Below are 20,008 nucleotides of genomic sequence, written 5' to 3'. Positions count from 1 at the left end.
GGAGTCCGCGTGCGCTTATTACTGATCGAGGATGACGTGGCCCTCGGCGAGGGCATTCATCAGGCCCTGGGCCGTGAGGGTTACACCGTCGACTGGCTGCAGGACGGCAGCAATGCCTTGCATTCGCTGCTCAGCGAGACGTTTGACCTGGCCGTGCTCGACCTCGGTCTGCCGCGCATGGACGGTCTGCAAGTGCTGCACCGCCTGCGTGAAAGCGGCTCCAACCTGCCGGTACTGATCCTCACCGCCCGGGATGCCACCGAAGACCGCATCGCCGGGCTGGATGCCGGGGCTGACGATTACCTGATCAAGCCCTTCGACCTGGCCGAACTCAAGGCTCGCTTGCGGGCCTTGTTGCGACGCAGCGCCGGTCGCGCCCAAGTGCTGATCGAACACGCCGGCATCAGCCTGAACCCCGGTACCCAGCAAGTCAGCTATCAAGGCGAGCCGGTGGCGCTGACGCCCAAGGAATATCAACTGCTCCACGAATTACTTTCGCCTCCGGGCCGGGTCATGACTCGCGATCATCTGATGCAACTGCTTTACGGCTGGAACGAAGAAGCCGAAAGCAACACCCTGGAAGTGCATATCCATCATCTGCGCAAGAAGTTCTCCACCGACCTGATCCGCACCATTCGCGGTGTCGGGTATTTGGTGGAGGAGCGTCGATGACTTCGATCCGGCGTCGCACCCTGACGCTGATCATCGGCCTGATGCTGACTGGCCTGGCGATCATCAGCGTGCTCAACCTGCACGACAGCAATCACGAAATTGCCGAAGTCTACGACGCCCAACTGGCCCAGAACGCCCGGCTGCTGCAGGGTGTGATGCGCATGCCGCTGGCCAGCGATGAACACGCCGAGCTGTATCAAGCATTCAACAAAGCCTTGAGTGAAGCGGTGCCGAGAGTCGATGGTCATCCCTATGAAAGCAAAATTGCCTTTCAGGTCTGGAATCACAAGGGCGAAGTGCTGGTGCACACCGCCAGTGCACCCTCCTTCACGGCGCCGCCGACAAAATCCGGTTTCAGCGATGTGGTGGATCTGCACAACCGCCATTGGCGGGTGTTCATGCTCGAAGACAAACAGAATGACCTGCGCATCTGGGTCGGTGAACGGGACGACGTGCGTGCGGACCTGGTGCACCGGATCGTGCGTCATACCCTGTGGCCCAATGTGCTGGGCAGCCTGGTACTGGCGGCCATGGTCTGGCTGGCCATTGGCTGGGGGCTCAAACCCCTGGCCAATATGGCGGAAACGTTGCGGGCACGGCACAGCGGTTCTCTGGAGCCGTTGCAACTGACCCCATTGCCCAGCGAACTGGAACCGATGCAGGCAGCGCTCAACCGCATGCTCGCGCAAATTCAAGAAGTGCTTGGTCGTGAGCGGCGCTTCATCGCCGACGCCGCCCACGAATTACGCACGCCGCTGGCCGTGTTGCGGGTGCATGCGCAAAACCTGCAGGAAGCCGGCACGGAACAGGAACGTCGTGAGTCCCTGGCGTTTCTGATTGCCGGGGTCGACCGCACCAGTCGCCTGGTCAATCAGCTGCTGACTATGGCCCGTCTCGAACCCAAGGCGGTGGCGCCGGTGCTGCACAGCATCGACCTGAGCGAAACCGTGCGCGCCAGCCTGGCCCAGCTCACACCCTGGTTGCTGAGCAGGAGCCTGGAACTGGCCTTCGACGTCGATGAGCAGCCGTTTAAAGTCCTCGCCGACGCCGCTGCCATCGACATCGCCCTGAACAACCTGGTCACCAACGCCGCGAATTTTTCGCCGGAACATGGCGTCATCACCGTGCAATTGAGCCAGGACGACGGGTTCTACAACTTGAGCGTCCAGGACCAGGGGCCGGGCATCGACGAAGCGGATCGCGCGCGGTTGTTCGAACGTTTTTACAGCCGTGGAAATACCGGGGGCGCGGGGTTGGGGCTGACCATCGTCAGCACCATCGCGACACGGCTGGGTGGGCGGATTACGCTGGTAAATCCACCCGAAGGCGGGCTGCGGGCGACCCTATCGATTCCCGATGGCCAGCACCACAGCTCGGTGCAACGGACCACCCGCGAACTGCCGCCCAATGGCTGAATGACTTCAGCCCCGCTCCTACAGGGGAATGGCGCATGCGGCACATCCTGTTCGTGGCCGCTGAACAATCTGTGGCGAGGGAGCTTGCTCCCGCTGGGCCGCGAAGCGGCCCCAAAAAAGGAGCCACTGCACAACCCTGCGTCAGTCACTCACTCACCACAGCAGCCCATACCTACTCGAGCGTATCAATGTGATCCAGAACCCGGTTCGCGGTGATCTCCGCCACCATGATGCTGTTTGAAATGCCCAGCAGGGCGTAGCGCGACTCACCCTCCAGATGATCCACCAACTGATGGACCATCACATCGACCGAGGCCAGCGTCTCGACCAAAAAAATCGCCAGGGTTTCGGCTGTGGCCTCTGGGGCCACGGCAAACAGTTTGCTGGGTTTACGCGCGGTGGCTTTGATATCGGCATTCGATGGAAAGTGGAAGTCGAGGGCGCGTTCGGCGGCTTCGTTGAGTTTTTTTGAATCGGGTTCGTACGGGGATATCGGATCAGTGTCCGGCGGATTGGGCGTAGGTTTGAACATGTCTTAGATTCCTGATGTGGGCTCCCAGCACTTCTCTACTAAAGAAGGGGTGGCAGCTGTACGCAGGTTAGTAGACCGGGGAATCTAAGAAGCCGGCGCGCCCAAGGACGCCCTACGTACAGCCACCATCAAATGCAGGCGCAAAGCCCGACTGATAGAAGCGTCGTACGTCTTAGATTTAGCCACGGGCTACTAAACCCGATCACTGATGAGCAGTGACGGAAATCAAGTTACCGACGGCCCCCTAGACGCACAAGCCGGCGGATTCTGTCTTACCTGTAGGCGGTGGCGCAAGGCGTTGTAGCCTTTGGGTGGTAACGGCAAGCTTCATTTAAACGATCGTGATTTTTCTTGTTTAAAACGTGCCCCGTAGCAGCGTAATGCTGTTCACTTAAGCGCGACTCTTCAGTCATGCCTAGCTTTGTGGCGAGCGAGCTTGCTCCGGGCGGCGTTCCGACGCTGGGCTGCGTAGCGGCCCCAAATCTGAACAATCGCCGATTTTTGTGAGTGCTACGCACTCAAGCGGGAGCAAGCTCCCTCGCCACAGGTTTCTCACTGACTCAAGATTCTCTTAAGTGAGCAGCATTACCCGTAGGAGCCTTGCAGCAGATTCTGCTCCCGCTCACACAACTCCACCACGTAATCCCACAACACCCGCAGCCTCACGGACTTGTGCAGCTCGCGCCGCGTACTGATCCAATAACTGCGCTGGATGCTTTCGTCCGGCAACAACGGCACCAGCCCGGGATCGGTGCTGGCCATGTAGCACGGCAGCACGGCGATCCCCAGGCCCGAGCGCGCGGCCTGTTGCTGGGCGATGACGCTGGTGCTGTGAAACACCACCTGAGGGTTGCGGCAGAAGCTGTTGAGGAACATCAGTTCCTGACTGAACAGCAAGTCGTCGACGTAGCCGATCCACGCGTGACGACCAAGGTCTTCGCGGCTGCGCAGTGGTGGTGAGCGGTCCAGATAAGCCTGGCTGGCATAGAGCGCCAGGCGATAGTCGGTGAGTTTGCGGGTGACCAGCATGTCGGCGGCCGGGCGTTCCAGGTGAATGCTGATTTCCGCTTCACGGTTGAGGATGCTGACGAAGCGCGGCACCGCCACCAGTTCTACCTCCAGCCCCGGATAGCGCTCGAACAAGCCGTTCATGCGGCTGGCGAGAAACATGATGCCCAGCCCCTCCGTCACCCCGACGCGGATCTTGCCCAGCGGCGCGGATGATTGGGTGATTTCCTCCTGAGCCAGCAGCGCGACGTTTTCCATGGCTTCGGCGTGTTTGAGCAGCGCTTCGCCGGCCGGGGTCAATTCGTAGCCTTGGGCATGTTGGACGAACAGCGCGGTACCGAGGCTTTTTTCGATGGCTTCGATGTGCCGGGCCACGGTGGCGTGAGTCGTGTTCAAACGGCGAGCGGCGGTCAGCAAGCGGCCGCTGCGCTGCAATTCGAGAAAAAACCGCAGGTCATTCCAGTCGAACATGAACCATCCTTGACGTTATGCCGTTAATGACGCTGTTTAAAAACGCACAGCAGCTGAGCAAAAACTAACATTCTTTTAACGAAAGCTAACAACTAGGATGGCCGACAACAAGAACAACAATACGAGGTCAGGGATGCAGACTTCCCTTGATGAATACGACTACATCGTGGTCGGCGCCGGGCCGGCCGGTTGTTTGCTGGCCAATCGACTGTCGGCCAACCCGCAGCATCGCGTGTTGCTGCTCGAAGCCGGTGGCCGCGACAACTACCCGTGGATTCACATCCCCGTGGGTTACCTGTTCTGCATCGGCAACCCGCGCACCGACTGGTGCTTCAAGACCGAAGCGCAATCCGGTCTGCAAGGCCGCGCCCTGAGCTACCCGCGCGGCAAAGTGCTCGGCGGTTGTTCCTCGATCAACGGCATGATCTACATGCGCGGCCAGGCTGGTGACTACGACGGCTGGGTGGCCGAGGGCAATCCCGGCTGGGGCTGGCAAGACGTGCTGCCATTGTTCAAACACAGCGAAAACCATTTTGCCGGCGATTCGGAATTTCACGGCGCCGCCGGCGAATGGCGGATCGAGCGGCAGCGGCTGTCGTGGCCGATCCTCGACGCCTTCCGCACGGCGGCCGAGCAAAGCGGCATCGCCAGCATCGATGACTTCAATCAGGGCGACAACGAAGGTTGCGGCTACTTCCAGGTCAACCAGAAGGCTGGAGTACGCTGGAACGCGGCCAAGGCGTTTCTCAAGCCGATTCGCCAGCGCGTCAATCTCACGGTGCTGACTGACGTTGAAGTGGACCGCGTGCTGCTGGAAAACGGCCGTGCCTCAGCGGTCAACGCACGTTGGCAAAGCCAGGCGAAAACCTTCAAGGCGCGCAAAGAAATCGTCCTGTGTGCCGGTTCCGTCGGCTCACCGGGCATCCTGCAACGTTCCGGTATCGGCCCTCGCCCGCTGCTGCAAAAACTGGGTATCGGCGTTGCCCATGAACTGCCCGGTGTGGGCGGCAACCTGCAGGACCATCTGCAACTGCGCCTGATCTACAAACTGGAAAACGCTCGCACTCTGAACCAGATCGCCGGCACGCTGTGGGGCAAGATGGGCATGGGCCTGCGTTACCTGTATGACCGCAGTGGTCCGCTGTCCATGGCCCCGAGCCAACTCGGCGCCTTCGCCCGTTCGGGACCGGAACAGACCTCGGCGAATCTCGAATACCACGTACAACCGTTGTCGCTGGAGCGTTTCGGCGAGCCGCTGCACGCTTTCCCCGCCTTCACTGCATCGGTCTGCGATCTGCGCCCGAAAAGCCGTGGCCGAATAGACATTCGCTCCGCCGACCCGCGGGAAGCGCCGCTGATTCAGCCCAACTACCTGAGCCATCCCGAAGACTTGCGAGTGGCAGCCGACGCCATCCGCCTGACTCGTCGCATCGTTTCCGCGCCGGCCCTGCAAGCGTTCAAACCGGTCGAGTACCTGCCGGGCGACAGCTTGCAGAGCGAAGAGCAATTGCACGAAGCCGCCGCCCGAATCGGCACCACGATTTTCCACCCGGTGGGCACCTGCCGGATGGGCAACGATGCAGACGCAGTGGTCGACGCCGAGCTGCGCGTCCACGGCATCCCCGGCCTGCGCATCGCCGACGCCTCGATCATGCCGCGCATTACCTCGGGCAACACGTGCTCGCCGACGCTGATGATCGCCGAGAAAGCCGCGCAACTGATCCTCGAAACTACCGCCAACACCCCCACTGTGGGAGCGAGCCTGCTCGCGATGACGGTCTGATATCCAACATCTATGGTGACTGATACACCGCCATCGCGAGCAGGCTCGCTCCCACAAGGGATTGCACTCCAACAGGGATTGCAGCTGATTCGCGAGCATTGAGCATTACCCCTGCAAGGAACACGCAACACCAGTGGAACAACAAAAACAATCACTGTGAGGGATACCGATATGTCAGAACATGTTCAGCCCCTGGAAGCCGTCCGCAGCGCCGGCACCAGTCAGGAAACCCAGAAAGTCATCTTCGCCTCGTCCCTCGGGACGGTGTTCGAGTGGTACGACTTTTTCCTCTATGGCGCCCTCGCGGCGGTCATCAGTAAACAGTTCTTCGCCGGGGTCAACGACACCACGGCGTTCATCTTCGCGCTGATGGCGTTTGCCGCCGGCTTCATCGTGCGGCCGTTCGGCGCGCTGGTGTTCGGACGCTTGGGGGACATGATCGGGCGCAAATACACGTTCCTCGCAACCATCGTTCTCATGGGCGTGGCAACCTTCTGCGTCGGCTTGCTGCCGACTTACGCGAGCATCGGCATCGCCGCGCCGATCATCCTCGTGGTGCTGCGCATGCTTCAGGGCCTGGCGCTGGGCGGTGAGTATGGCGGCGCGGCCACTTACGTCGCGGAACACGCGCCGATGGGCAAACGCGGTTTCCATACCAGCTGGATTCAGTCCACTGCCACCCTCGGCTTGCTGCTGTCGCTGCTGGTGGTGCTCGGCTGCCGCTACTTCACCGGCGACCAGTTCGAAGTCTGGGGCTGGCGCATTCCGTTTCTGTTTTCAATCGTGCTGCTGGGCATCTCGACCTGGATTCGCCTGAGCCTGCATGAGTCGCCTGCGTTCGTGAAAATGAAAGAAGAAGGCAAACTCTGCAAGTCGCCGCTGCGCGATTCCTTCGGCAAATGGGACAACCTTAAAGTGGTGCTGATTGCGCTGTTCAGCATCAACGCCGGGCAAGCGGTGACCTTCTACGCGGCGCAGTTTTATGTGCTGTTCTTCCTCACCCAGTTCCTGAAAATGGATCCGGCCCTGGCCAACAGCTTGCTGATTGTCAGCGTGATCATCGGCGCGCCGTTCTTCATCTTTTTCGGCTGGCTGTCGGACAAGGTCGGGCGCAAACCGGTGCTGATGATCGGCCTGTTGCTGGCCACCGCGCTGTACTTTCCGATCTTCAAGACCCTGGCCCACTACGCCAACCCGGCCATCGACCAGGCCAGCCGCCAGGCACCGATCACCGTGCTGGCCGACCCGGCCACCTGCACCTTCCAGTTCGACCCGGTCGGCAAGGCTAAATTTGATAGCCCGTGCGACAAGGTCAAAACCTTCCTGGTCAAACAAGGCCTGCCCTACAACAGCGAAGCGGCCCCGGCTGGCAGCGGCGTGCAGGTCAGCATCGGCGAGGTGAAAATCGATGGCTACGATGAGGCAGCCCTGCGCGGCGCAGTGACCCTGGCCGGGTATCCGTCGCAAGCCGACACCCAACTGATCAACAAACCGATGATCGTGGCGCTGATCGTCGCGCTGATCATCATCTCCGCCATGTGCTACGGCCCGCTGGCGGCGCTGATGGTCGAACTGTTCCCGACCCGCATCCGCTACACCTCCATGTCCCTGCCCTACCACATCGGCAACGGCTGGTTCGGTGGTTTCCTGCCGACGGTGTCGTTTGCGTTGGTGGTGTACACCGGGGATATTTTCTACGGGCTGTGGTACCCGGTGGTGATTACCGGGGTGAGTCTGGTGGTGGGGATGATGTGTTTGCGTGAGACCAAGAACGTGGATCTGGACAAGAACTGACGTCACGAACCTCTAGCGGAGGCTTACCTGTGGGAGCGGGCTTGCTCGCGAAGAGGACGTGTCAGTCGACATCGATGTTGTCTGGTACACCGCCTTCGCGAGCAAGCCCGCTCCCACAGGGATTGCGACGCCACACATCAGGTATCGAGCACCTCAAAAGTGACTTCCTCAGGATAGAACGCCACATACCCGCGAATCTGCGCAACTGACACCTTGGGCTGCTCATAACTCCACACCGCATTGGCACCTTCATGCCCGGGGATCTGCAGGCTGAAATAGCTGGCATCGCCCTTGTACGGGCAATAGCTGGTGTGGTCGGTGCGGGCGAAATACTGTTCGGCGATGTCCTCCCGGGGGATGTAGTACACTGGAGGATAATTGGCCTCATGCATGACCAGCGCCCGCTCGGAGGACGCGACTTGAATACCGTGGAATTTCACCACCACGCAGCCGGGTTGGGGGGTGATGGCGATGGGCTGACCGGGGCCAGGGGCTTTCATGAAAGGGTTCCTCCCTGCTTTTTCGCTGTAACCGCGATCCATCAGGTATACCTCATGTTCCGGGATCATGACGGTTACACAGCCAAACGGCAGCAACGCCTTCGCCACAAGCGCCAACGCCTTGGGGCCAGCTACTTGCCATCCTCGATTTTGTATTCGTGCGGCGTCCAGTACCTGCCCTTTGGAGGCTGCACGTTGTTTTTGGTGTAGTAGTCGTACCAAAACATCGCCGTCGCCCAGATGGCTTCCGGGCTCGACGCCCGGGTTTCGAGCCCTGGAGTCAGATCCAGCCCTGCACTGGCGTAGAGGGTTTCCAGCATGCAGGCCGACGGCAACCCAATCCCGTCATGTATCGGGTTCGGGGTGCGCGCCACGCCCCAGGAGAAAGCGAGCCAGCGCAATACGTGCTCCAGCGCATCCACGTAGGCACGTCCTTTCTCAAACTGGTCGAGTTTGCTCAATACTTCTTTCTGCGATTTAGGTAACGCAATGACTGCAATGTTTTTCCAGTGGTCAGGGTCTTCCAGATGCTGGAGAGGCGTCTCGACCACACCGTTTCGCTCGGACGCAAACATGCCGGTTTCCGGCTGAAACAGGGGCACATGGAGAATGCTCGATTGTGCAATTCCTTTAGGGGAAACCTTGAGAAACGCCGAGGTGGACCAATAAGAAGGCAACATGTCGAAGCGCAGGTGCGACTGACCGATTCTCAGACGCCATCCCAGCGTATCGGTGGCACCCAGCAGCAACACATAGGATTGATCGGTGTTTTTTTTGTCGACCAGTTCGGTGATCGCCCTACCAATCCATTCAACGTTGCCTTCTTGACCCTTGCGCCGTAGTTTTTGTATCTCGGGGTTGGATTTGGATACGGTGGTAAATTTGGCGGGCATGGCTCTTCTCCAGCATCGATGGCTTCAGGTATTGAGCAACGTAAATGGACCGATTTGAGTGGCAGGCGAAGCGGGTGCGGTGATGGGGTGGTAGGTGACGTTCAGTTCCACGCCAAGCCCCAGACAGGAAAACTCAAGAATGGCCACCTGGTTTCCACTCCAGTCTTGCTGCTTGACCGGGCAAAAAGACTTCTCACCGATGTAGGCGGGAGCCAGCTCGGCTGCAGGATGAAGAGGCCAACGTTTTCGTTCGCCGAAAATACTTTTCAGATAATCGTTGAGTCGCGCCACCTGATCGGAACCCGGAGTGACCAGCAGACTCGTTGGCGAACAGATGACTTCGGTCAGGGTGATTTGCCCGCGCTTGACACAGGTGGCCTGTGCAACACGACTCCAGTGCACGTCCCCGGTCAGGAAAACCACCTGAATGCCTTCTTGCCCCAGCCTCTCGAGCGTTTCGATAATCATCTTGAACTGTCTTTTGTAATTGGACAGTTCGGCATCGCCCATCTCGTCGAAGAAGCGCTTTTTGACCAGTAGCGCCTGCCCGGTCGACAGCACGCCGATTCGCGGTATCCCCTGGTTCTGACAATCGATCAGTTCGCTTGCCCACTGCTGCAACGCTTGTTCGGCCTCCTCTGGCATCAGACCGAAAGGGTCGTTGAAGTCTTGCTTGCGATAACTTCGGGTATCGAGAAACAGCATGAACAAGGGCTCGATATCCACGCGCAGCCAGGGCTTCTGCGCAGAACCTCCCAACTGGTAGTCCTGGAACATTTCAAGCGCCGCATCAGCCCAAATGTTCACACTGCCACTGGCGGTCGGGGCTGTCTGGGTACCCTTTTTCCAGAACTGCGGCCAAGGGTAGTTGTTCCAGTACTCATGATCGTCCGGGAGGCAGACGGCGGGCGCTTTGGCCAGAGCAGACTGAAGACCCGCCACACCGGTGAATGCAGATGTCCAGTTGCGTTGATATTTTGAGGAAATAACCTGACGCAGTTCATCTTCCGTCGTCGGCAGGGTCTCGAAGGGCAGTTGATCGAGGTAGACCTGATCTCCCGCGAACAAGGCAATATCAGGCCTGATGGGCAAGCTCTGTATGAACCGCCCTACATCCGCCTTGTCGGTTTCGGCGCAATAACAGGAAGAGAGCAGAATCTTGAAGCTCCCTTCCATTTTTTGCGGCACCTTGGCCGGCAAGGAAAAAACCCGCAAGGTGCAGGGTTCGAAATCAGCACCCGCGCGAACCACAATGCGATGTTCGCAACCAGCGCCCTTGATGTCGAAGGTAAAGAGTCCCTGATGGTTGAGATACCCCTTGCCCGGCGTTCGGTCCCGGATGGGGTGAAGTCCATCCACCGTGACCGGCAAACACGGCGCGCCATCCACGGTAAATTCGACGGCTGGCGGTTGGGCCACGCCAAACACCCCGACCCACAACTTGATTTCGTCGAGAGCGCCAAGCACTGGGCGAGCCATCAAATATGCCATTACCGCTCCTTGGGCCAGAAAGCTCGAATGCAGAGAAGTCCGATGTCGCTGCTTGCCGTTTATTAAAGCAAAGACTGACAGGAACACAACGCAGCCAGGGGAGCCCGCAGAATTCGGAGAAAATCGTATTGCAGCGCCTTGAGTGAGAACGCCTGCGCCAATCCTGGCTGGCTGAGACCTCTCAACTATTCGACGAGTTCATCCCTGCCAGTCGCCCGAGTAGTGCAGATGCCGCCTCGATTTGTTCTGTTGGAACCCATTCGGTTGCGTCTTGTGCAACGCTGCGGACCGAAGTCATTGCATAGCGCAAGAGCTGGTGCCCAGAATCTGTCAGTGTTGCGTAGCCCACTCGTGCATCCCTCGGGTCAGGCTGTCGTGATACCAGGCCCAACTTTTCCAGGGGAAGCAAGCTGCGAGTGACGCCAGAGGCGGTCAAGCCCAAGCGCTCGGCCAAGTCCACCCGACGCAGCCTGCCGCCTGGCGCGCGCTCAAGGTAGTAGAGGGTCATGAAATCGGCAAAGCTGAGCCCGTGCAAGCCGGACAACACGTTGTCAAGGCGCCGCGTCAGGGTGGCGTAGGCGCGTGACAATCTGATGCAAAACTCAAGGCCTGCGTCCGCGCCGCTGCCAGTGTCAGTCATTTTCCCGTCGATGCTCATTTTTGGTTCCTGGGTTTGGTTGCCATATACTTGATGAGTCAAGCATAGCACACGCATTTCGCAACAATTGTTGCCAGGACTGACATTTGGCAGGGTTGGCTTGCGATGGCAACGTACAAGCTGTACATCCATACAGATAAAGATTGCTCCAACGCTCATCAACCGCCATTCTGTGCACCTCTGGGTCCCTGAACGACGATGGTGGTTATGCGGCTGTACCTCTGTGAAAAACCTTCCCAGGCCAAAGACATCGCGGCCGTGCTCGGCGCCACGCGCCGGGGCGACGGCTGCTGGCTGGGAACGAACGTCACGGTGACCTGGTGCATCGGCCATTTGCTGGAAACCGCGCCGCCGGATGCCTATGACGCGCGTTACAAGCGTTGGGTGCTGGCGGATCTGCCGATCATTCCCGAGAAATGGAAAATGACCGTCAAACCGCGCACGGCCAGCCAGTACAAGGCGGTCAAGCGCTTGCTCGGCGAGGCGAGTGAACTGGTGATTGCCACCGATGCCGACCGTGAGGGGGAAATGATCGCCCGGGAACTGGTGGAGCATTGCCGTTATCGCGGGCCGATCCGGCGGTTGTGGTTGTCGGCGCTGGACGATGCGTCGATTCGCAAGGCGCTGGCGGCGCTCAAGCCCGGGGCCGAGACGTTCAGCCTTTATCATTCGGCGTTGGGGCGCTCCCGGGCCGACTGGTTGATCGGGATGAACATGAGCCGGCTGTTCACCCTGCTGGGGCGTCAGTCCGGCTATCAGGGTGTATTGCCGGTCGGCCGGGTGCAGACGCCAACCTTGCGACTGGTGGTGGATCGCGACCGCAGCATTGCCGATTTCGTCCCGGTGCCCTACTGGGCGATCGAGGTGCAACTGCTGCACGATGACACCGCATTCACCGCCCAGTGGCGTGCAGCCTCCGACGCTTGCGACGATCAGGACCGTTGCCTGAATCAGGCGCTGGCCCAGAAGGCGGCAGCGGCCATCGGCAACGCGGCGAGCGCTCGGGTGATCAAACTGCGCACCGAACGGATGCGCGAAGTCGCGCCTTTGCCGTTCGACCTGGGCACCTTGCAGGAAGTCTGCTCGAAGAAGCTCGGGCTCGGCGCTCAGGAAACCCTCGACATCGCCCAGGCGCTGTACGAAACCCACAAAGTCATCACCTACCCCCGCAGCGACTGCGGTTACCTGCCCCTGAGCCAGCACAGTGAAGCCCCGGGTATTCTTGCCGCGCTCCGGCAAGCCGACCCAACCCTGAACGCCTTGCACGACCACCTGGAACCCCAACGCCGCTCCCGGGCCTGGAACGATGCCAAGGTCAGCGCTCACCACGGCATCATTCCGACGGCCGCGGCGAAAAACCTCGACCGACTGGTGGGTAAGCAACGGGCGGTCTACACCCTGATTCGTGCACGTTACCTGGCGCAGTTCCTGCCCAACCATGAATACGACCGAACCCAGGCCGACTTCGACTGTGCCGGTGAAGCCTTGCGCGCCGTGGGCAAGCAGATTGTCGAGCTTGGCTGGAAACGCGCCCTGCCCGAAGCCCTCGCCCCTGCCAAGGGCCGCGAAGCTCCAGCGCCGCAAACACTCCCGGCACTGGCCGAGGGGTGTGACTGCGCGGTGGCTGACGTGAAGCTCAAGGACCTCTGGACCCAGCCGCCCAAACCGTTCACCGAAGGCGATCTGATCAAGGCGATGAAGAACGTCGCCAAACTGGTGGAAGATCCGCTGCTCAAACAGAAGCTCAAGGACACCACCGGCATCGGCACCGAAGCCACACGAGCCTCGATCATCCAGGGCTTGCTCGACCGTGGTTATCTGGTGAAGAACGGCAAGGCCCTGGCCGCGACACCTGCGGCTTTCAGCTTGATCGACGCCGTGCCGCGCGCGATTGCCGACCCCGGGACCACGGCGATCTGGGAACAGGCGCTGGACATGGTGCAGAGCGGTGAAATGAGCCTGGAAGAATTCGTCACCAAACAGGCTGCGTGGATGAGCAAACAGGTGACGCGTTGCGCCGGCCTGAACCTGACCATCAGCGGACCGGCAAGCCCGGCCGGGAAAGGCGCCACACCCTGGAAAAACAAACGCAAACCCGCCAAACGCAAGCCCTCGACCGGCACCAAACGTGCGACAAAACCGGCGAGCAAGGCTTGAGGGCAGCTTGAGCGAACCGAAATGGTCTAGTGTTCCTCACGTCAGTTAAGACACAAAACCTGTGGGAGCGGGCTTGCTCGCGAAGAGGGAGTGTCAGTCAACATTGATGTCGCCTGACACACCGCTTTCGCGAGCAAGCCCGCTCCCACAGGTTCCGCGCCAGGCAACAGCCCTGCTTTCTGAAAGGTACGACCATGACGACAATCAGGAGCCAGCCCTCGATAGAACTGCACGCCGCCCCACGCGACGAACTGGAAACCATCGAAAACCTGATGCAATTCTATATGTACGACTTCAGCGAATGGCTACCGCTGAAGCTCGGGGAACATGGCCTCTTCAACATCCAGCCCAAACTGGATTACTGGCGCAATCCGGCAACAAGGCCATTTCTGATCAGGGTTGACGGGGAGCTGGCGGGGTTCGTGACCGTGGATGACGAAACCCATCTGCACGGTGCCCAACATAACATCGGCTACTTTTTTGTCAGTCGACGCTTTCGTGGCCAAGGCGTCGCGAAGTTTGTCGTCTCTGCCCTCTTGAGCCGGTTCCCCGGTCAATGGCAAGTTTTCCACATCGATGCCAACCAGCCTGCGCGGCTGTTCTGGGCCAAGGTGATGCCTGACCTCACGGGCGGTGCGTTCACTCTGCATCATCTGCCGATCGACGGTTATCCGTGCACCGTTTACGGCTTTAAAAGCTCGCAGCCTTCGGCAGCTCCTGCGGGGTAGGAGTCAGTCCCGTAGGAGCGAGGCTTGCCCGCGAAGGCCATCACACGGACAAACTGCTAGACCGCGTCATCGTTTTTCGCGGGCAAGTCGGATCGCCGCACCGCTCGCTCCTATGGAAGGCTGCGATCTTGACGATTCCAACGACGCCACAGCCAGCCACGCTGACTTTCTAATTCCAAAACCACTTTGTCCGACAATATGTAGTGACCAAAAATAATCACTACAAAACCGTTGACGCCTCCGATTTGCCCTTGCATGATGCAGACGTCTCCCCGATCGGGAGTACAGGCAACATGTTTGAGCAAGCTCGTCTGACCGCCGAGCTGTTTTTCCCGAATACACGCTGCCCACAAGGCAGATTGAAGAAGCTGACCTGGCCTGAACGTCCAGTACAAGGACGAGAAGCGCTGGCGATCAATCCTCATGAAGCTTGTGGCCGACCCTGAAAACGTCGGCAGTGGCCTCCAGGTTTTCGCTGCTTCTCTTCGTTGTGACGCTATTGCGTAGCAGTTATTCAACACGACTACATGCAACAGACGCGTAACCCCGTCGTATTGACGGCCGACCGCTGACGTCCTGGTTTCGGTGCCAGGGATCAACTAACCGATGGGCTACCTGTATTAGCGAATCAACTTTGAAAGATCACCAAATGGTCAAGGGGCTAACAATGAATCTGAACAATCAACCTACTATCGATGAACTGGCTCGCTTGTTCGCTGCGCAAAAAGACAGCCAAGACAGCCATATTCTGTGGATCAGCAAATCGGGCCAGGTTCATATCGACTGCCTGTCGCCCCATGCCCACGAAGAAGCGTTCGACCAGAACAACCAGAACCTGCTCGCCCGACTGAAGATGTACCGTCGCGGCCAGGGTTACGTCGGCAAGAAAGCCGCGGCCGACAAGGACTTTATCGGTAATGTGCTGCAAACGCTGAAACAGGCGTGGGCATCGATGCAGAACCAGAACGAAGTTCGGGTGATTGATCGGTTGTATTGATATCCCCTCTCAGTAAAGAAAGAAGGCCCCGCTCGGAATATCGAGCGGGGCCTTTTCGTTTGTCTCGTGCGCACCAAACAAAGCTATGGTTAACCGTATGCCCTGCTGGTTCTTTGGAGGTTTGCGATGAACATAATCCTGACATTCATAGTGTTGGCGATCGCGAATGTTGCCTATGCGAACACCCTCCCTGGCATTCCCTCATTCGATGTGGACTGCCCCGGTAAAGTCGTCGTCCATGCGGATCAGGACGGCCCGGTATTGATCAACAGTAAAGAGGCGGTAACCAAAGTCATCAACGATCGCCGCTTCGAAGCCAGGGGTTCGGGCATCACGATCTCGATCATCCTTGCCGATGACGATTCGGTGTCCGTGTCCTCCACCGGCAAGGCTCCCAATGGGGTGTGTCAATCAGTGGATGACTGACTTCGCCGACTCGACCGCAGCCGCGCCCAATACCAGGTCCATAAAGGCCACCGACGCCGCACAGTGATAGTTGTTTTTGCGCCGAAGCAGCGCTGCCCCTCGGTTGGGCGCCTCCCCCAGCAGCGGAATTTTGCGCAATGCCCGCTCCGCAGTCGCGATAGGCTCCGGGAGGATGGTGGCCATCGGCGCGTGACGAATGACCTCCAACAACGTACTCACCGAGTTCACCTCGATCGCCACCTTGGGCGTGATGTTCTGTTGCCGAAAATACCCGTCGATGGAGGATCGGGTGATGAAGTCCGCTGTCAACAACGCGAAATCCAGTTGCGCCACCTCCTTTGGCGACAGCGGGCTCTGGCGCTCGTACAACGGATGACTGCGCCCGACCATCACGCCCAAGGTCTCGACAAACGCCGGCAGGCACTCGATGTCGGGGCTCCTCACCGGGGTAAAGGCAATGGCGATGTCCAGCGAGTCATCGAGCAGCCCGGCCTCGATGTCGTCCATCGACAACTCGAAAATCTGCAGATGGATATTGGGAAACCTCGCCACGTAGTCGCGCACCAGCGGCCCCACCAGATACGCCATGAACGTGGGCGTCATGGCCAGTCGCAAGGTGCCGCGAGACAAATCCTTCACGTCATGCAGCGCGCGTTTCCCTGCTTCAAGTTCCACCAGCACCCGACGGGCACATTCGATATAGGCCTGCCCCGCGTCGGTCGGTTTGACCGTGCGTGAGGTGCGGTCGAACAGGCTGACGCCCAGGGTTTCCTCCAGTTGCCGAATCTGCTGGGACAACGTCGGTTGAGACACGTGCAACGCCTCGGCGGCACGGGTAAAGCCACCGTGGTCGGCGACCGCCAGTAAATAGCGCAAATGTCGGAGCAGCATGGGCACACAACCTATAGGTAGGACTTATGTAAAGCATTGTATATCGGTCTTGGACGCTATTAATAAATCGACCGAAGATGGCTCCACTTTCCAGCCACAACCGATAGGAGTCACACCATGCAACAGTCCCACGCTTACCAGGACCCAAGTCTGGCAATGACCACTTCGATCCTCGATGCCAAGGCTCGCAAGAGTCTGTCCTGGCAGGATCTGACCGACGGCACCGGTCTGGGCCTGGCCTACGTCACCGCCGCCCTGCTCGGCCAGCATCCGCTGCCGGAAGCCGCAGCCAGGGTAATCGGCGAGAAACTCGAACTGGACGCCGACACCGTGGCCCGCCTGCAGATCATCCCGCTGCGCGGCAGCCTCTCGGGTGTCCCGACCGACCCAACCATCTACCGTTTCTACGAAATGATCCAGATCTACGGCACCACGCTCAAAGCCCTGGTTCACGAGCAGTTCGGCGACGGCATTATCAGTGCGATCAACTTCAAGCTGGACATGAAGAAGGTCGAAGACCCGGAAGGTGGTTCCCGCGCAGTGATCACCCTGGACGGCAAGTTCCTGCCACTGCGTCCGTTCTAAGACAGCCCCACCTTTAGCACGCGATACCCAGTAGCAGCTGCCGAGCCCGCGAGGCTGCGTTCGAGGACGAAGTCCTCGCCGATCCATGCGACTGCTCCGCAGCCGGACGCAGCCTCGCGGGCTCGGCAGCTGCTACAGAACCGTTACCCGACTCACACATGAGGACGCAATCATGAAAGCGCTCATCGAAGGTTTATTGAAGTTCCAGAACGAAGCCTTTGTGCAACGTACTGACCTGTTCAAACACCTGGCCACCACCCAGCATCCCGGCACCTTGTTCATCACCTGTTCTGACAGTCGCGTGGTGCCGGAACTGCTGACCCAGCAAGAGCCCGGCGAACTGTTCGTGGTGCGCAATGCCGGCAATATCGTGCCCTCCTACAGCCCACATCCCGGCGGTGTGTCGGCCACGGTGGAATATGCGGTCGCGGTATTGGGCGTGACGGACATCGTGATCTGCGGGCATTCGGACTGTGGCGCCATGACCGCCATTGCCCAGTGCAAATGCATGGATCATCTGCCCGCCGTCAGTGGCTGGCTGCAGCATGCCGAGTCGGCCAAGGTGATCAACGAATCCCGCCCTCACGCCAACGACGCGGCCAAGGTGAGTTCGATGGTGCGGGAAAATGTGATCGCCCAACTGGCGAATATTCAGACCCACCCGAGCGTGCGCCTGGCCCAGGAAAAAGGTCTGCTGAACCTGCATGGCTGGGTCTATGACATCGAGACCGGTTCGGTCGATGCCCTGGATGCCAGCCGTCGCAACTTCGTGTCGCTGGCCGAGCATCCGGACACCTGCGCCGTTTATGGCAAAGCGGTCGAAGCCGCCTGAAGGGTCATTTGTCGTCCGTCTTTGTAGACGATTGTGACCGACGTTCAGGCGTGTCTTCGGCATTAGGCGCTTCTGGAAAACTGCCTGGCGTGAACACGTGGGTGAGCAATTCGCTGGCATCAATGTCGACGACACCAGGCACCGAACGGGCCAGAGCAACAGCCTGCTCACACTGCCTATGGGTGTTGACGCGACCGCTCAATGCCACCCTGCCCGCATGGGTTTTGACATGGACATTCAGGCCAAGGGCGGGTTTGGCCATTGCCAGGGCCGACTTCACCCTCGTGGTAATCCACGTGTCGTGAACGACCGTTTCCAGATCATGAGAGTAATGTTGAAAGGAATGAAGTTTCATGGCGCAACCCTCCCTCACGTAATCAGATGTACTGTCCGTCCCCACCAGACGCGGACACACATTAAGTATAGTTCGGACCGTTGCCTGCGGTCGGGGGGCTGTCCCTAATGCCGGTAAAGTAATAAGAGCGACGAAAATCCTGTGGGAGCGGGCTTGCTCGCGAAGACGGCGGCACAGTCAACATTGATGTCGCCTGACACACCGCTTTCGCGAGCAAGCCCGCTCCCACAGGTTTGCGCGGCTTAACTTACCTTTTTGGAGTACCGTCTCAGCGTTTGACCGACAGATTCGTCTGGGTCATGCGGCTACGGATCGTAAACACGCCATCACCCGAGAGAATCGCACTGCGTGCAAACAGGCGGCCACTCTCCCAGTTCGAAAGCCCCAGTTCCGGCTTGTTCAGCGCGTACTGCCCATCGACCCAGCGGGTGATTCCGTTGCCGACAAAAGGCGCGTTGACCGCATTGTAGAAACGCTCCTGAGCCTGCGCCTCTTCACTGATCAGCGACACGGTGAATTGCGGGCTGTAGCGGTTGAACAAGACGATGGCCTGGTCCAGATCGTCGACGATCTTCAGGCTGACTTCCGGAGTTTCTTCCCACTCCCACTCGCGACCCAATTGATCCTCGGGCAGCAGCTCGGCCAACGCTTCGGTCTGATAGCCTTCGGCGCGGTACACCTCGACGCTCGCGGTCTGCCAATCGGTTGGCAAATGCTGCTCGCTACCCTCGACGATATGTAACTTGCAGCCCTGGCCCCGAGCGGTGCCGGCCTGTTGCAGTGCGTCGAGAAACGGCGGCACCAGTTCGGCGGCGCGATCGCGGTGGATCAGGCAAACGTTCAGGGTGTTGCAGACTTTGCGATCCAGGGAGTTGCGCACCACGGCGGCAAAGCGCTGGGCATCGGCGTCCTTATTGGCGATCAGCCACGCACCACCGGTGCCGTGCAGGCTGACCGCGGTGCCGGCCTGTTGCGCGATGCTGCCCAACTGACTGACCGCACGCCCCGAACCACGGGCCACGGCCAGCGACAGGCGCCGGTCGGCGAACATCGCCCAGCCGGCGGCGTGATTAACACTTTCGACCAGTGACACCGCACCGCTCGGCAGCCCCGCGTCGGCCAATGCCGGATTCAATGCATGGGTGACGATGGCCTGGGCAGTGCCCAACGCATCGCTGCCAATGCGCAGCACCGCAGTGTTACCCGTGCGCAATACACCGGCGGCGTCGGCGAAGACATTCGGCCGGCCTTCGAACACGAACGCGACAATGCCCAGCGGCGACACCACTTGCTCGACTTTCCAGCCGTCGTGCTCGACGCAGCTCACCACCTTGCCACGGGTGGCCGGTGCATCGCGCCAGGCCCGCAGGCCTGCGATCATGTCGCCGCGCATGCGTTCATCGGCGAGCAACCGCGTGGTGGAACGCCCGCGCGCCTTGGCCCGCTCGATGTCGGCCAGGTTGGCGGCCGCAATCAAGGCCCAGCATTCCGGGATTTCCAGGCGTTGCGCAAAGCGATCGAAGAACGCGCTGATGGCGTTATCCGAGACGCTGGACATCGCACTGAACGCCGCTTCGGCGCGCTCGATGGCGACCGCCGCCGCTTGCTGGTCCACCACCGGGATCAGCAACAACTCGCCGCTGACCTGCTCCACCAGCAGATGGTCGCCGGGCTGAAAGCGCGCCGCCAGTTCGGGGCTGACGACAGTGACACGATTACCGGCAAAAGGGATCGGCGTGCCAGCGACTAGACGTTCGAGCGCAAGAGACATGAAACGGTTTCACTATGCAGGGGGGCGGTCGGAAAATGTATAGGAAAAT

Annotated in this window: 19 protein-coding genes; 10 read left to right on the top strand and 9 right to left on the bottom strand. The window is 59.7% G+C overall.

Translation table 11 applies throughout. The features are described 5' to 3' along the window. Window positions 1-9 precede the first annotated feature (9 nt). Both ACA044_RS12445 and ACA044_RS12440 read left to right on the top strand, forming a co-directional pair. Window positions 10-672 (top strand): response regulator, encoded by a 663-nt coding sequence (locus ACA044_RS12445; RefSeq protein WP_497446603.1) that lies wholly within the window; start codon window positions 10-12, stop codon window positions 670-672. Continuing rightward, window positions 669-2,087, top strand: a complete 1,419-nt coding sequence (locus ACA044_RS12440) for an ATP-binding protein (protein ID WP_497446602.1) — start codon at window positions 669-671, stop codon at window positions 2,085-2,087. Before ACA044_RS12445 ends, ACA044_RS12440 begins: the two co-directional genes overlap by 4 nt. 172 nt (window positions 2,088-2,259) lie before the next feature. On the opposite strand, the gene ACA044_RS12435 is transcribed toward ACA044_RS12440, so the two are convergent. Both ACA044_RS12435 and ACA044_RS12430 read right to left on the bottom strand, forming a co-directional pair. Beyond that, window positions 2,260-2,619 carry a DUF6124 family protein gene (locus ACA044_RS12435; RefSeq protein ID WP_497446601.1) on the bottom strand — a complete coding sequence of 120 codons (360 nt, stop codon included), beginning with the start codon at window positions 2,617-2,619 and terminating at the stop codon, window positions 2,260-2,262. Between the two features lie 585 nt (window positions 2,620-3,204). Next, entirely contained in the window at window positions 3,205-4,098 is an 894-nt protein-coding gene (locus ACA044_RS12430) for a LysR family transcriptional regulator (RefSeq protein ID WP_497446600.1), read from the bottom strand. Between the two features lie 133 nt (window positions 4,099-4,231). On the opposite strand from ACA044_RS12430, the gene ACA044_RS12425 reads away from it, so the two are divergent. Beyond that, window positions 4,232-5,881 (top strand): GMC family oxidoreductase, encoded by a 1,650-nt coding sequence (locus ACA044_RS12425; protein ID WP_497446599.1) that lies wholly within the window; start codon window positions 4,232-4,234, stop codon window positions 5,879-5,881. A gap of 171 nt (window positions 5,882-6,052) precedes the next feature. Then, window positions 6,053-7,675, top strand: a complete 1,623-nt coding sequence (locus ACA044_RS12420; RefSeq protein ID WP_497446598.1) for an MFS transporter — start codon at window positions 6,053-6,055, stop codon at window positions 7,673-7,675. A gap of 137 nt (window positions 7,676-7,812) precedes the next feature. Here the strand turns inward: ACA044_RS12420 and ACA044_RS12415 are convergent, their stop codons facing one another. The 4 genes from ACA044_RS12415 to ACA044_RS12400 form a co-directional block, all read right to left on the bottom strand. Then, window positions 7,813-8,175 (bottom strand): DUF427 domain-containing protein, encoded by a 363-nt coding sequence (locus ACA044_RS12415; protein WP_497446597.1) that lies wholly within the window; start codon window positions 8,173-8,175, stop codon window positions 7,813-7,815. Window positions 8,176-8,306: 131 nt separating this feature from the next. Continuing rightward, window positions 8,307-9,068: a hypothetical protein gene (locus ACA044_RS12410; RefSeq protein ID WP_497446596.1), complete on the bottom strand. Its 762-nt coding sequence runs from the start codon at window positions 9,066-9,068 to the stop codon at window positions 8,307-8,309. Between the two features lie 24 nt (window positions 9,069-9,092). After that, entirely contained in the window at window positions 9,093-10,646 is a 1,554-nt protein-coding gene (locus ACA044_RS12405) for an alkaline phosphatase D family protein (RefSeq protein ID WP_497446595.1), read from the bottom strand. 94 nt (window positions 10,647-10,740) lie between these two features. Continuing rightward, window positions 10,741-11,217 (bottom strand): MarR family winged helix-turn-helix transcriptional regulator, encoded by a 477-nt coding sequence (locus ACA044_RS12400; RefSeq protein ID WP_497446594.1) that lies wholly within the window; start codon window positions 11,215-11,217, stop codon window positions 10,741-10,743. A 207-nt stretch (window positions 11,218-11,424) separates the two neighbouring features. On the opposite strand from ACA044_RS12400, the gene ACA044_RS12395 reads away from it, so the two are divergent. From ACA044_RS12395 to ACA044_RS12380, 4 genes are all read left to right on the top strand, one after another. Then, a complete protein-coding gene (locus tag ACA044_RS12395; protein ID WP_497446593.1) occupies window positions 11,425-13,374 on the top strand; it encodes a DNA topoisomerase III in 1,950 nt (649 codons plus the stop codon). Between the two features lie 194 nt (window positions 13,375-13,568). Beyond that, complete coding sequence (locus ACA044_RS12390) at window positions 13,569-14,102, top strand: GNAT family N-acetyltransferase (RefSeq protein ID WP_497446592.1); 534 nt, start codon at window positions 13,569-13,571, stop codon at window positions 14,100-14,102. Window positions 14,103-14,769: 667 nt separating this feature from the next. After that, the gene (locus ACA044_RS12385; protein WP_038984224.1) at window positions 14,770-15,099 is read left to right on the top strand and encodes a hypothetical protein; all 330 of its coding nucleotides are present in this window, start codon (window positions 14,770-14,772) and stop codon (window positions 15,097-15,099) included. Between the two features lie 126 nt (window positions 15,100-15,225). Beyond that, complete coding sequence (locus ACA044_RS12380) at window positions 15,226-15,525, top strand: hypothetical protein (RefSeq protein WP_497446591.1); 300 nt, start codon at window positions 15,226-15,228, stop codon at window positions 15,523-15,525. Here the strand turns inward: ACA044_RS12380 and cynR are convergent. Continuing rightward, window positions 15,511-16,416: a transcriptional regulator CynR gene (gene cynR / locus ACA044_RS12375; protein ID WP_497446590.1), complete on the bottom strand. Its 906-nt coding sequence runs from the start codon at window positions 16,414-16,416 to the stop codon at window positions 15,511-15,513. The genes ACA044_RS12380 and cynR overlap by 15 nt on opposite strands. Window positions 16,417-16,533: 117 nt before the next feature. Here cynR and cynS point away from each other — a divergent pair, with 117 nt between their 5' ends. Together cynS and ACA044_RS12365 are read left to right on the top strand one after the other, a co-directional pair. Continuing rightward, complete coding sequence (gene cynS, locus ACA044_RS12370) at window positions 16,534-17,001, top strand: cyanase (RefSeq protein WP_497446589.1); 468 nt, start codon at window positions 16,534-16,536, stop codon at window positions 16,999-17,001. Between the two features lie 172 nt (window positions 17,002-17,173). After that, window positions 17,174-17,833: a carbonic anhydrase gene (locus tag ACA044_RS12365; protein ID WP_497446588.1), complete on the top strand. Its 660-nt coding sequence runs from the start codon at window positions 17,174-17,176 to the stop codon at window positions 17,831-17,833. Window positions 17,834-17,837: 4 nt separating this feature from the next. Here ACA044_RS12365 and ACA044_RS12360 read toward each other — a convergent pair whose 3' ends face one another. Then, on the bottom strand, window positions 17,838-18,188 hold the full coding sequence (locus ACA044_RS12360; protein ID WP_497446587.1) for a BON domain-containing protein: 351 nt from the start codon (window positions 18,186-18,188) through the stop codon (window positions 17,838-17,840). A 268-nt stretch (window positions 18,189-18,456) separates the two neighbouring features. After that, window positions 18,457-19,959 (bottom strand): aldehyde dehydrogenase family protein, encoded by a 1,503-nt coding sequence (locus tag ACA044_RS12355; protein WP_497446586.1) that lies wholly within the window; start codon window positions 19,957-19,959, stop codon window positions 18,457-18,459. Window positions 19,960-20,008: the final 49 nt, after the last annotated feature.

The organism is Pseudomonas sp. LBUM1673 (assembly GCF_059695645.1).
This window is presented reverse-complemented; position numbering and strand designations above follow the sequence as displayed.

What these genes read in the sequence shown, in the direction of transcription:
- ACA044_RS12385 (WP_038984224.1), top strand. Translation starts at nt 14,770, where the DNA reads ATGAATCTGAACAATCAACCTACTATCGATGAACTGGCTCGCTTGTTC.
- ACA044_RS12420 (WP_497446598.1), top strand. Translation starts at nt 6,053, where the DNA reads ATGTCAGAACATGTTCAGCCCCTGGAAGCCGTCCGCAGCGCCGGCACC.
- ACA044_RS12390 (WP_497446592.1), top strand. Translation starts at nt 13,569, where the DNA reads ATGACGACAATCAGGAGCCAGCCCTCGATAGAACTGCACGCCGCCCCA.
- ACA044_RS12415 (WP_497446597.1), bottom strand. Translation starts at nt 8,175, where the DNA reads ATGAAAGCCCCTGGCCCCGGTCAGCCCATCGCCATCACCCCCCAACCC.
- ACA044_RS12380 (WP_497446591.1), top strand. Translation starts at nt 15,226, where the DNA reads ATGAACATAATCCTGACATTCATAGTGTTGGCGATCGCGAATGTTGCC.
- ACA044_RS12410 (WP_497446596.1), bottom strand. Translation starts at nt 9,068, where the DNA reads ATGCCCGCCAAATTTACCACCGTATCCAAATCCAACCCCGAGATACAA.
- cynR (WP_497446590.1), bottom strand. Translation starts at nt 16,416, where the DNA reads ATGCTGCTCCGACATTTGCGCTATTTACTGGCGGTCGCCGACCACGGT.
- ACA044_RS12365 (WP_497446588.1), top strand. Translation starts at nt 17,174, where the DNA reads ATGAAAGCGCTCATCGAAGGTTTATTGAAGTTCCAGAACGAAGCCTTT.
- ACA044_RS12430 (WP_497446600.1), bottom strand. Translation starts at nt 4,098, where the DNA reads ATGTTCGACTGGAATGACCTGCGGTTTTTTCTCGAATTGCAGCGCAGC.
- ACA044_RS12435 (WP_497446601.1), bottom strand. Translation starts at nt 2,619, where the DNA reads ATGTTCAAACCTACGCCCAATCCGCCGGACACTGATCCGATATCCCCG.
- cynS (WP_497446589.1), top strand. Translation starts at nt 16,534, where the DNA reads ATGCAACAGTCCCACGCTTACCAGGACCCAAGTCTGGCAATGACCACT.
- ACA044_RS12400 (WP_497446594.1), bottom strand. Translation starts at nt 11,217, where the DNA reads ATGAGCATCGACGGGAAAATGACTGACACTGGCAGCGGCGCGGACGCA.
- ACA044_RS12440 (WP_497446602.1), top strand. Translation starts at nt 669, where the DNA reads ATGACTTCGATCCGGCGTCGCACCCTGACGCTGATCATCGGCCTGATG.
- ACA044_RS12425 (WP_497446599.1), top strand. Translation starts at nt 4,232, where the DNA reads ATGCAGACTTCCCTTGATGAATACGACTACATCGTGGTCGGCGCCGGG.
- ACA044_RS12360 (WP_497446587.1), bottom strand. Translation starts at nt 18,188, where the DNA reads ATGAAACTTCATTCCTTTCAACATTACTCTCATGATCTGGAAACGGTC.
- ACA044_RS12395 (WP_497446593.1), top strand. Translation starts at nt 11,425, where the DNA reads ATGCGGCTGTACCTCTGTGAAAAACCTTCCCAGGCCAAAGACATCGCG.
- ACA044_RS12355 (WP_497446586.1), bottom strand. Translation starts at nt 19,959, where the DNA reads ATGTCTCTTGCGCTCGAACGTCTAGTCGCTGGCACGCCGATCCCTTTT.